This window comes from Curtobacterium sp. MCBD17_034 (genome assembly GCF_003234515.1).
Taxonomy (GTDB): Bacteria; Actinomycetota; Actinomycetes; order Actinomycetales; family Microbacteriaceae; genus Curtobacterium.
Genome location: NZ_QKTN01000013.1, coordinates 45,080 through 56,618, shown reverse-complemented (window position 1 = coordinate 56,618; position 11,539 = coordinate 45,080). Strand labels below are relative to the sequence as shown.

Here is an 11,539-nt window from a genome sequence, read left to right as displayed (position 1 = left end):
CATGGGGCCAGGGGGCGGGGGACCGGGCGGCCGCGCGGCCAGCAAGGAGGCAGGCGCCGCCGGCAGCGAGCGCGTGCGGACCTTGTGACGCGCAGAGGGGCAGAGCGGGGCGGCGCGGGGCGACCGGGTGCTCATCCCCGAGCGCGGTGCGGGGACGGGACGGCACCCGGCCCCACGTGCGGACGGGCAGAGCAGGGGCGGGGCGTACCCGCCCCGCCCCGCCCCGCCCCGGGAATGGACGGGTCAGCGCAGGACGACGACGCCCCGGCCGGTGAACTCCACGCCGTCGGCCGAGGCGGTGGCACCTTCCGTGGCGAAGAGCACCTCGGCGCCGGACACGACGGGCACCGAGGCAGCGGCGTCCCCGAAGTGCACCACGATGTGGATGTCCGAGCGCGTCAGAACCAGCCAGCGGTCGTCCTCGGAGAACCGGACGCTGTTGGACGAGAAGCGCCAGTCGACCAGGGCCTCTTCACGGCGGCGGAGCGCGATCAACGCCCGGTAGGCATCGAGGACGCGACGGCCACGCCCCTCGAGGGTCTCCTCCCACCGGAGCTTCGACCGTCGGAACGTCTCGGGGTCCTGGGGGTCGGGGACGATGTCCGGGTCCCACCCCATCTGCTCGAACTCCTCGATGCGACCCTTCGCCGTCGCGATGCCGAGGTCCGGCTCGGGGTGCGACGTGAAGAACTGCCACGGCGTCGACGCGGCGAACTCCTCGCCCATGAACAGCATCGGCGTGAACGGCCCGAGCAGGGTCACGGCGGCGGCGACCACCAGACCGGCCTCGTCGAGGTGCTCCGCCAGGCGGTCGCCCGTGGCGCGGTTGCCGATCTGGTCGTGGTTCTGGTTCGCGACGACCAGCGCCGTGGTGGGCGCGGTCTCGGTGTCGATCGGGTGCCCGTGACGACGTCCTCGGAACGACGACCACGTGCCGTCGTGCAGGAACCCGCGCTCGAGCACCTTCGCCAACGCGGCGAGTGGTGCGAAGTCGGCGTAGTACCCGGTGGTCTCACCCGTGAGCGCGACGTGGAGACCGTGGTGGAAGTCGTCCGACCACTGCCCGGTCAGCCCGTAGCCGTGGGCCTCGCGCGGGCGGAACATGATCGGGTCGTTGAGGTCGGATTCGGCGATGAGGGACAGCGGCTTCCGGATCCACTGCGCGAACGCGTCGGTCTCCGAGGCCATCTGTGCCAGGACGTGCGGCCGGGTGGTGTCGCGGATCGCGTGCACGGCGTCGAGCCGGAGCCCGTCGACGTGGAAGTCCCGGAACCACATGCGGACGTTGTCGAGGACGAACGCCCGGACCTCGGGCTGCTCGACGTTCACCGAGTCGCCCCAGGTGTTGCCGAGCCCGGCGAGTAGGTACGGCCCGAACAGCGGCAGGTAGTTCCCGCTCGGCCCGAGGTGGTTGTAGACGACGTCCTGCACGACGCCGAGACCGAGTGCGTGCGCCCGGTCGACGAACCGCTGGTACGCGGCGGCGCCCCCGTACGGAGCGTGCACGGCGAACCAGTCGACGCCGTCGTACCCCCAGTTCCAGATGCCGTTCACCGCGTTGACGGGCAGCACCTCGACCAGGTCGACGCCGAGCGCGACCAGGTGCTCGAGGCGGGCGGCAGCGGCGTCGAGCGTGCCCTCGGGAGTGAAGGTGCCGACGTGCATCTCGTAGATCACGGCGCCCCGGGCCGGACGCCCGGTCCAGCCCTCGTCGCTCCAGGAGAAGGCGTCGAGGTCGATCACCTCGGACAGCCCGTGGACGCCGTCGGGCTGCGACAGCGTGCGCGGATCGGGGACCACCGCGTCGTCGTCGCCGAGTCGGAACCCGTACCGGGCGCCGACGACGGGCGTGACGGCATCCGTGCTCCACCAGTCGTGGTCGTCGCGGGTCAGTTCGTGGTCCGTGCCATCGACGACCAACCGCACGCGGTCGGCGTCGGGGGCCCACACCTCGTACCGGCCGGCACGGATCGGTCCAGAGCGGAACGAGGAGCCGGTGCGGACGGTTCCGGCGGGCGGTTCGGGGATCATGCGTGGCCTTCCATCGTGACGCCCGAGGGCTCGTCCGTCGTGTTGGCCGCCGGCGCCAGGAGCGCGACGGGGTAGGTGCTGAGCAGGTCGGCCACGGCGATACCGCGTCCCGCCCGGAACGTCCGGCCGGTGAGGACGTCGATGCGGTCCTCCGGCACGGGGTGGATCATCGTGTCCGCCCAGCCGCCGGTCCGTTCGAGTCCGATCGGGAGGCGCGTGGCCACGACCACGGCACCGCCGCGGTCGAACGCGACGACGTGGTCCGCGGTGACGCCCGAGGCCGGCACCGGCAGGTAGCGCGTGAAGAGCTCGGGCCGGTCGCGGCGCAGGTGCAGGGCGGCCGAGGTCACGAGGAGCTTCGCCGCGCCGGAGGCGTCGACCGGGGGCAGTGCGCCCTCCTCCACGGCGACGAGGAGACGTCGTCGCTCGGCGTAGTCCACGGGTCGTCGGTTGTCCGGGTCGACGAGGGAGCGGTCCCACAGCTCGGTGCCCTGGTAGACGTCCGGGACGCCGGGGCCAGCGAGCTGCACGAGCTTCATGCCGAGGCCGTTCGACCAGCCGGCGGCTTCGATGCGACGGTCGATCGCGTCGAGCTCCGCGACCACCTCCGGATCGTCGAACGCGGCGTCGACGAGCGCGTGCATGCGCTCCTCCATGGGCTCGTTCGGGGCGGTCCAGGTCGTGGTGTTCCCGGCCTCACGCGAGGCCTTCTCGGCGTAGGCGTGCAGCCGCTCGCGTGAGGCGGGCCGCGCGCCGACGATCGCCTGCCAGAGGAGGTTCGCGAGCACGCCGTCCTCGAGCGGTGCGAGGGCGTTCAGACGCTCGAACGCGGCGACCCACTCGTCACCCAGCTCGGCGAGCGTCGCGATGCGGGCGCGGGTGTCCTCGCTCCGCTTCGTGTCGTGGGTCGTGAGCGTGGTCATGGCGTGCGGCCAGGCGGCGAGGCGACCCTCTTGCGCGCGGTGGAACTCGGTCGGCGTGATGGAGAACACGCTCGGGTCCGTTCCCACCTCGCTCAGGCTCGTCAGGCGCGAGTAGCGGTAGAACGCCGAGTCCTCGACGCCCTTCGCCATGACCATCCCCGACGTCTGCTGCAGGCGGATCGCCGCCGGGTGCTCGGGGTCGGCGAGGAACGGGGCGATCCGGTCGATCACGGGGTCGAGGTCGGGACGGCGCTCGCACGCGGTCTCCAGGGCCTCGACGAGGTCGTGTGCGCCCTCCGGAAGGTAGGTCCGGTAGACGCCGAACGACGCGGTGACCTCGGCGACGGCGTCCTCGATGACACGAGGGTCCACGTCGGGCACCTCGGGCGCCAGGAGACGGGTCAGTCGGGCGACCTCGCTGCCGAGGATGCCGTCGGTCACGTCGCGCCGGGTGCCGTGCGTCAGGAGGTCCCACCGGAAGGCGTCCCGTTCGCCGCGCAGCCGCGAGTCGAGCGCGCCGAGCGGCTCCGCGCCGGCCGGGTCGACGAACAGGCGGTCGACGTACCCGAGGGCGTCGTAGCCCGTCGTGCCGTCGACGGGCCACGAGGCGGGCAGCTCCTCGCCGGGCTCGAGGATCTTCTCGACGAGGGTGTACGCCCCGCCGGTCAACTCGGCCAGGTCGTCGAGGTACCCCGCCGGGTCGTACAGGCCGTCCGGGTGGTCGATGCGGAGACCGTCGACCTGACCGTCGCGGAACCACTGCCCGATGAGGCCGTGCGAGGCGGTGAACACCTCGGGCTCCTCGACCCGGATCGCGGCGAGGGTGTTCACGGCGAAGAACCGGCGGTAGTTGAGGTCGTGGTCGGCGCGACGCCAGTGCACGAACTCGTAGTGCTGGCGGTCGTGGACGCTGCGCACATCGTCGCCCGGGTTCACGGTCCCCGGGGCGGTCGGGTAGGCGGTCGTCCCGACCATGAGCTTGTCGCCCTCGAGCGTGATGGCGTCCAGGCCGTCCTCGGTGCTGTTCTCGAGGTCGTAGTCGAGCACGGGCACGCGGATGCGTCCGCCACCCGCGGCCCAGTCGACGTCGAACGCGTCGGCCACCGCGGAGTCCCGCCCGTGGGTCAGCAGGTCTTCCCACCAGGGGTTCGACGCCGGGTCCGCGACGCCCATGTGGTTCGGCACGATGTCGACGAGGACCCCGAGCCCGGCCGCGTGCGCAGCGGTCGTCAGTGCGCGGAACGCGTCGTCGCCGCCGCGGGACACGTCGATCCGGGAGTGGTCGACGACGTCGTAGCCGTGGCTGGACCCCGCTTCGGCCTGGAGGACCGGGGACAGGTAGACCCAGTCGGCACCGAGCGCGGCGATGTAGTCGACGACCTCGGCGGCGGCCGTCAGGTCGAAGTCGGCGGTCACCTGGAGGCGGTAGGTGGAGTCCGGGACGCGACGCGCGCCTCCCGGACGGCGAGCGGGCACCGCTGCCTGCTCGTTGTGGGTCGAGGTCACGTCGGGTCTCCCTTGCCGGCATCGGCGGTCGGTGCCGGGCGCGGGGTGCCCGGCGGGGTGGCGGTCATGGCCTCCGTCGCGGTGTCGACGCCGTCGGGGGCGGTCGGGGTCGCGGTCGGAGCGCTCGTGGTGGTCGTCGACACCGGTGTACTCGTCGGCTCCTGCGGGGGTTCCGCGCGGAGCACGAGCATCGAGCGCGCCGGCACGTCGAGCGGCTCTCCGGCGGCGACGATGTCGCCCTTCTCGCCCGGGTCGGCCGTGTCGATCCGGATCTTCCACGCGTGGGCGTACTCGTCGGACGGCACCGTGAACGTGACGGTCTCGGAGTGGGCGTTGAAGTACATGAGGAAGTTGACGTCGGTGACGCGTCCGCCGCGGGCGTCACGGCCGCGGATGCCGTCGCCGTTGAGGAACACCCCGACGCTCTTGCCGAAGCCGGAGTCCCACTCCTCCGGCTGCATCGCGTCGCCTTCCGGGGTGAGCCAGACGATGTCCGGCAGCGGCTCGTCCTGCCCGCGGCGCACGGGGCGGCCGTTGAAGTACCGGGTCCGTCGGAACGTCGGGTGGTGGCGCCGGAGGCGGACGACCTCGCCGACGAAGTCGATGAGCTCCTGGTCGGCGTGCGCCCAGTCGATCCAGCTCAGTTCCGAGTCCTGCGCGTACACGTTGTTGTTGCCGAGCTGCGTGCGCCCGAGTTCATCGCCGTGCAGGATCATCGGCACGCCCTGGCTGAGCAGGAGCGTCGCGAGGAAGTTCCGGCGTCGCTGGAGCCGGAGCGCCGTGATCTCCGGGTCGTCGGTGGGGCCCTCGACCCCGGAGTTCCAGGATCGGTTGTGGCTCTCGCCGTCGTTGTTGTCCTCGCCGTTGGCCTGGTTGTGCTTGTCGTTGTAGGAGACCAGGTCGAGCAGCGTGAAGCCGTCGTGGGCGGTGATGAAGTTGATGCTGGCCACCGGGCGGCGCCCGTCGTGCTCGTACAGGTCGGCGGATCCGGAGATGCGCGAGGCGAACTCACCGAGCGTCGACGGCTCGCCTCGCCAGAAGTCGCGCACGGTGTCGCGGTACCGCCCGTTCCACTCGGTCCACTGCGGCGGGAAGTTCCCGACCTGGTACCCGCCGGGCCCGACGTCCCACGGCTCCGCGATGAGCTTGACCTGCGACACGATCGGGTCCTGTTGCACGAGTTCGAAGAACGTCGCCAGGCGGTCGACCTCGTAGAACTCGCGGGCGAGCGCGGCGGCGAGGTCGAACCGGAAGCCGTCCACGTGCATCTCGGTCACCCAGTACCGGAGCGAGTCCATGATGAGCTGGAGCGAGTGCGGGTGCCGGACGTTGAGCGAGTTCCCCGTTCCCGTGTAGTCGCGGTAGTACCGCTGGTCGTCGTCCATCAGGCGGTAGTACGCCGCGTTGTCGATGCCCTTCAACGACAAGGTGGGTCCGAGGTGGTTGCCCTCGGCCGTGTGGTTGTACACGACGTCGAGCACGACCTCGATCCCGGCGTCGTGCAGGGTCCGGACCATCGCCTTGAACTCCTGCACCTGCTGCCCACGGTCCCCACTGGCGGAGTAGTGCGAGTGCGGGGCGAAGAACCCGATCGTGTTGTACCCCCAGTAGTTGCTGAGGCCCTTCTGCTGCAGGATCGAGTCGTTCACGTACTGGTGCACGGGCATCAGTTCGAGCGTGGTGACCCCGAGCCGCTTGAGGTGCCCGATGACCGCTGGATGCGCGACGCCCGCGTAGGTGCCCCGTTGCTCCTCGGGGATGTCCGGGTGGGTCTTCGTCAGGCCCTTGACGTGGGCCTCGTAGATCACGGTCTCGCCGTAGGGGACCTTCGGGTGTCGATCGCCCTGCCAGTCGAAGAACGGGTTGATGACCACGCCCTTCACCATGTGCGACGCCGAGTCCTCGTCGTTCCGGCTGTCGGGGGCGCCGAAGGTGTACGAGAACAGCGACTGGTCCCAGTCGATGTCTCCACTGGTCGCCTTGGCGTAGGGGTCGAGCAGGAGCTTGTTCGGGTTGGCTCGATGCCCGCGCTCCGGGGCGTACTCGCCGTGCACGCGGAATCCGTACTCCTGCCCCGGACCGACGTTCGGCAGGTAGGCGTGCCAGACGTAGGCATCGACCTCGATCAGGTCGATGCGGGTCTCGGTGCCGTCGTCGTCGAAGAGGCAGAGCTCGACGCGTTCGGCGGCCTCGCTGAAGATCGCGAAGTTCGTGCCGCTGCCGTCGTACGTCGCACCGAGGGGGTAGGGGTTGCCGGGCCAAGTCTGCAAAAGCGGGACCTCCTGGTCGATGACCGGCCCAACCTATCGGCACCGCTCGGCGATGTCCGGAGCGCAGCCACGCCTGTGGACGGTCGGCGGTCCCGTTCCCCTGTGGACGGCCGGGGTGCCCGTGCTCCCGCCGATGCTCGGGAGTAGCCTCGCGCGCATGACGAACATCGCGGCGCAGCTCGCCGACAAGGTCCGCCCGCTCGGGGTCGCCACGAACTACGGCGACCCGATCGAGGTCGGTGACGCCACCATCGTGCCCGTGTCGATCGGGTGGTACGGCTTCGGCGCCGGCGGTGACCAGGACGAGAACGGCGGTGGCGGGGGCGGCAGCGCGTCGATCCCCGTCGGTGCGTACGTCCGCCGCCCCGGTCGTGCGCTCGTGTTCGAGCCGAACATCATCGCCCTGCTCGCGGTCGCGACGCCGTTCGCGTGGACCGTCGGCACGGTCCTGCGCAAGCTGGTGCGCGCCCTCAAGAAGTAGCGGACGGGAGGCGCGGGACCGGGCCTCCTGCCCGGCCACGGATCCATGCGTGGGGACGTGGCCCACCGCGCCTATACTCGGGGCCACACACACGGGAGTCCGCGACCTGCGGGCTGAGAGGGAGCGAACGGCGCTCCGACCGTCGAACCTGATCCGGGTCATGCCGGCGCAGGGAGGAGTCACCATGCGCGAGCGCGCGTCCACGCCCATGCCCACCGCGACCGGCCCCGCCGCGACCGGCCCCGCCGCGACCGGCCCCGCCGCGACCGGCCCCGCCGACCGTCCAGCCGACCCGGCCCTCCAGAGCGGCAGCGCCGCTGTCACCGACGGAGCCCGGCAGCCCTCCCGTCGCCGTTTCCGGTGGCGCGTGGTCGACATCGTCGTCGCGAGCGTCCTCGGAGTCGCGGCGGGTCTCGTCTTCACACTGTGGGACCTCGGCTACTCCCCGATCAGCGTCGGACTCGGTCTGGTCCTCCCCGGGTCGCAGTCCCTGGTCGGCGGCGTCTGGCTGTTCGCTGGCGTGCTCGTCGGCGTCGTCGTCCGGAAGCCGGGCGCGGCGCTCTACGGCGAGGTCGTCGCCGCGAGCGTCGAAGCGCTCGTCGGCAACGAGTGGGGCGGCTGGCTCACGCTCGTGTCCGGGCTCGTCCAGGGCCTCGGCGCCGAGATCGTCCTCGCGCTGTTCCTCTACCGCGTGTACCGAGCGCCGGTCGTCGTCCTCGCGGGCGCCGCTGCCGGGCTCGCCCTCGGGATCAACGACTCGGTGCTCTGGTACCCGGCGTACGCACTCGCGTTCAAGGTCGTCTACATCGTCTGCGCGATCATCTCGGGTGGCGTCATCGCCGGTGGCGGATCGTGGCTGCTCGTCCGCGCGCTCGCCCGCACGGGCGTGCTCAGTGCGTTCGCTGCCGGCCGGGAGGCCCGTCGCCGCCCGCAGCGCCCCTCCCGGTCCTGATGCCCACCGCCGCCACCGACGGACGGACGCGCCCCGCGGCGATCCGGTTCCGTGGCTGGGGGCGTCGGTACCCCGACCGTGACGTCTGGGCCGTGCGCGGCGTCGACCTCGACGTCCGGCCCGGGGAACGCGTCGCCGTGGTCGGCGCGTCCGGCTCGGGCAAGTCGACGCTCCTCCGGGCCGTCGCGGGGGTCCTCGGTGACGACGACGCGGACGGCACGCAGCCGGGTGACGTCGGCGCGGGCGTCGAGGAGGGCGGCGTCCTCGTCGACGGGCAGGACCCGCGCCGCGTGCGGGGCCGCGTCGGGCTCGTCATGCAGGACCCCGAGGCGCACACCGTGATGTCGCGCATCGGCGACGACGTCGCGTTCGGCCCCGAGAACCTCGGCGTCCCGCGAGCCGAGATCGGTCCGCGCGTCCGCGAGGCACTCGCGCTCGTCGGACTCGACCTCCCGCTCGACCGCTCGACCTCGGCGATGTCCGGCGGGCAGCGGCAGCGCCTCGCCCTCGCCGGGGTCCTCGCGATGCGGCCCGGGGCACTCGTGCTCGACGAACCCTGCGCGAACCTCGACCCCGACGGCGTGCGGCAGGTCCACGACGCCGTTCGCGACGTCCTCGTGGCCACCGGGGCCACCCTCCTCGTCGTGGAGCACCGCATCGGCACCTGGCTCGACCTCGTCGACCGGCTCGTGCTGCTCACGCCCGGCGGTGGGATCGCGGCCGACGGGGCGCCGGAGGAGGTGCTCGCCCGGCACGGCAGGGCGCTCACCGCAGCGGGCGTCTGGGTGCCGGGCGCGGAACCCGACCCACGTCCGCTCCGGACCGGTGGGGAGCTGCTGCTCCGGGCCTCGGGGCTCGCGACGGCTCGAGGGCGTCGCAGCCCCGTCGGCCACGACATCGACACCGAGGTCCGCACCGGCCGCGTGCTCGGGGTGACCGGACCGAACGGTGTCGGCAAGTCCACCCTCGGCCTGACGCTCGCGGGGCTGTTCCCGCCGGCCGGCGGCGTCCTCGCGGCGTCCGACGCACTCGCGGCCGGTGCGGGGCCGGCGCCCTCCCGGTGGTCGAGCCGCGACCTCGCCGCCCGGGTGGGGACGGTCCTCCAGGACCCCGGCCACCAGTTCGTGGCCCGCAGCGTCCGCGAGGAACTCGCCGTCGGACCGGTCGCCACCGGGCTCGACCGCCACACCGCCGACGAGCGCGTCGACGCGGTGCTCGCGGCGTTCGGCCTCGACGCCCTCGCGGACGCGAACCCGTTCACGCTCTCGGGAGGCGAGCAGCGCCGACTCGCGATCGGTACCGCGATCGTGGCGCGGCCGCCCGTCGTCGTCCTCGACGAACCGACGTCCGGCCAGGACCGCGCGACCTGGCAGGCGATCGTCGACCGGCTCACGGAGCTGGCGGACGCCGGGTCCGGCATCGTCGCCGTGACCCACGACGCGGCGCTGCTCGGCGCGCTCGGCGCCGACGAACTCCGGCTCGCACCAGTGCGCGTGGAAGCAGGTGCCGCGTGATCGCGCTCGACGGACCGCCGACCGCCGAGCGGTACGACCGGGGGCCCCTCGACCGCGTCGCCCCCGTGGCCTCGCTGCTCGGGGGCGTCGCCCTGGCCGTGTGCCTCGTGACGACCCTCGACGTCGTGTCGGCCGCGGTGGCGCTCGGCCTCGAACTCGTGCTCCTGCCGATCGTCCGGGTGCCCGTGCGGTCGCTGCTCCTCCGCGCCGCACCGGTCCTCGTCGCGGCACCCGTGGCAGGGGTGAGCATCGCGCTCTACGGACGCGCATCGGGCCGCACCTGGTTCGACCTCGGGTTCGCCCACGTCACGGACGGCTCGCTGGTGCTGGCGATCGCCACCGTGCTGCGGCTGCTCGCCATCGGGCTACCCGCGGTCGCGCTGTTCGCACGCGTCGACCCGACGGACCTCGCCGACGGCCTGGCGCAGGTCCTGCACCTGCCCGCGCGGTTCGTGCTCGGCGCGCTCGCCGCCGTGCGGATGACGACCCTGATGCGCGAGGACTGGCGGCAACTCGCCATGGCACGACGTGCCCGGGGCATCGCCGACCGCGGCCGGGTGCGGCGTGGCGCGTCGATGGCGTTCGCCCTGCTCGTGCTCGCCCTGCGCCGTGCGACGACGCTCGCCGTCGCCATGGAGTCGCGCGGCTTCGGTGCCCCCGTCCGGCGCACCTGGGCCCGGCCGGTCCGGTTCGGGGGAGCGGAGTGGGCGATGGTCCTCGTGTGCACCGCGGTCGGCCTCGTCGCGATCGCCGCCGCCGTCGTGGCGGGGACCTGGCACCGTGTGTGAGGGCCGGGACGCCCGCGCGCCGCTGGGTGCCGGTGCCGCGTGGCCCGCGCCGGGTGCCGGGGTCCCGGCGACCGCTCGCTTCGTCGACGCCGAGGGGCGCCCGGTGGACGTCCGCGCCCTCGCCGACCGCATCCGTGCCGCAGGCAGCGGTGTCGCCACCGGTGCCACCCGCGCGAGTGCCGGGCGCACGGCTCCGGCACCGCGCGTGGTCGTCCTCGTCGACGGACGGTCCGGCACCGGCAAGACGACGCTCGCGGACCAGCTCGCCGCAGCCGTGCCCGCGCAGGTCGTCCACCTCGACGACGTCTACCCCGGCTGGGACGGACTCCGGGCCGCCGCCGACGCCGTGGTGCGGGACGTGCTCGCGCCGCCGGACGCGACCGGACGCCCGGGATGGCGGCGGTGGGACTGGGCGGCGGGCCTCCCGGCCGGATGGGTGTCGGTCGCACCCGACCAGGACCTCGTCGTCGAGGGGTGCGGCGCGCTGTCCCGGGCCGCGTCGGGCATGGCGACGTTCCGGATCTGGCTGGACGGCGAGGACGACGCGCGCCGCCGTCGGGCACTCGACCGCGACGGCCCGGTCTTCGCGCGGGAGTGGGACCGGTGGGCCGCGCAGGAGGCCGCGTTCATCGCCGAGGAGCAGCCACGGGAGCACGCTGACGTCGTGCTCCGGATCGCCGAGCCCGACGCGGGTCAGTCCCAGCCGAGCTCGTGCAGCCGATCGTCGTCGATGCCGTAGCAGTGCGCGATCTCGTGGACGAGGGTCGTGTGCACCTCGTCGCGGAGCTGCTGCTCGGTGTCACAGGACGCCAGATGCGCGAGCCGGAACACGACGACCCGGTCCGGGAGCTCCCCGAACCCGTACCGGTCCCGCTCGGTCACCGCGACCCCGTCGTAGCGGCCGAGGAGGTCCTCCCCGTCCTCGGCGGCGTCCTCGACGACGAACGCCACGTTCTCCAGCCCGTCCACCATCTCGTCGGGGAGCCGGTCGAGCTCGTCGACGACGAGGTCCTCGAACCGCTCGGGCGACATCTCCATCACGGCACGATCGTCGCACGGGGAGCAGGACCGTGC

General features: G+C 72.9%; 9 protein-coding genes and 1 riboswitch. Of the genes, 5 read left to right on the top strand and 4 right to left on the bottom strand.

The features are described from left to right. Positions 1 to 243 precede the first annotated feature (243 nt). Genes treZ through glgX form a run of 3 tightly spaced genes read right to left on the bottom strand, consistent with a single transcriptional unit; the run spans position 244 to position 6,730 of the window. Entirely contained in the window at positions 244 to 2,031 is a 1,788-nt protein-coding gene (gene treZ, locus DEI92_RS15245) for a malto-oligosyltrehalose trehalohydrolase (protein ID WP_111014110.1), read from the bottom strand. Continuing rightward, entirely contained in the window at positions 2,028 to 4,460 is a 2,433-nt protein-coding gene (gene treY / locus DEI92_RS15240) for a malto-oligosyltrehalose synthase (protein WP_258370238.1), read from the bottom strand. Before treY ends, treZ begins: the two co-directional genes overlap by 4 nt. After that, on the bottom strand, positions 4,457 to 6,730 hold the full coding sequence (glgX, locus tag DEI92_RS15235; protein ID WP_111014109.1) for a glycogen debranching protein GlgX: 2,274 nt from the start codon (positions 6,728 to 6,730) through the stop codon (positions 4,457 to 4,459). The genes treY and glgX overlap by 4 nt, the downstream gene beginning before the upstream one ends. A 157-nt stretch (positions 6,731 to 6,887) precedes the next feature. Between glgX and DEI92_RS15230 the strand changes: the two genes are divergently transcribed. From DEI92_RS15230 to DEI92_RS15210, 5 genes are all read left to right on the top strand, one after another. Further along, complete coding sequence (locus DEI92_RS15230; RefSeq protein WP_111011631.1) at positions 6,888 to 7,211, top strand: hypothetical protein; 324 nt, start codon at positions 6,888 to 6,890, stop codon at positions 7,209 to 7,211. 82 nt (positions 7,212 to 7,293) lie between these two features. Further along, positions 7,294 to 7,403: riboswitch (TPP riboswitch) on the top strand. Then, positions 7,396 to 8,163 carry an ECF transporter S component gene (locus tag DEI92_RS15225; RefSeq protein WP_258370237.1) on the top strand — a complete coding sequence of 256 codons (768 nt, stop codon included), beginning with the start codon at positions 7,396 to 7,398 and terminating at the stop codon, positions 8,161 to 8,163. It overlaps the preceding riboswitch by 8 nt. Then, complete coding sequence (locus DEI92_RS15220) at positions 8,163 to 9,677, top strand: ABC transporter ATP-binding protein (RefSeq protein WP_111014108.1); 1,515 nt, start codon at positions 8,163 to 8,165, stop codon at positions 9,675 to 9,677. The genes DEI92_RS15225 and DEI92_RS15220 overlap by 1 nt, the downstream gene beginning before the upstream one ends. Next, positions 9,674 to 10,465: an energy-coupling factor transporter transmembrane protein EcfT gene (locus DEI92_RS15215; RefSeq protein ID WP_258370236.1), complete on the top strand. Its 792-nt coding sequence runs from the start codon at positions 9,674 to 9,676 to the stop codon at positions 10,463 to 10,465. Before DEI92_RS15220 ends, DEI92_RS15215 begins: the two co-directional genes overlap by 4 nt. Continuing rightward, positions 10,458 to 11,204 carry an ATP-binding protein gene (locus tag DEI92_RS15210; RefSeq protein WP_258370235.1) on the top strand — a complete coding sequence of 249 codons (747 nt, stop codon included), beginning with the start codon at positions 10,458 to 10,460 and terminating at the stop codon, positions 11,202 to 11,204. The genes DEI92_RS15215 and DEI92_RS15210 overlap by 8 nt, the downstream gene beginning before the upstream one ends. On the opposite strand, the gene DEI92_RS15205 is transcribed toward DEI92_RS15210, so the two are convergent. Then, the gene (locus DEI92_RS15205) at positions 11,159 to 11,503 is read right to left on the bottom strand and encodes a metallopeptidase family protein (protein WP_111014107.1); all 345 of its coding nucleotides are present in this window, start codon (positions 11,501 to 11,503) and stop codon (positions 11,159 to 11,161) included. The two genes, DEI92_RS15210 and DEI92_RS15205, sit on opposite strands and share 46 nt — an antisense overlap. Positions 11,504 to 11,539: the final 36 nt, after the last annotated feature.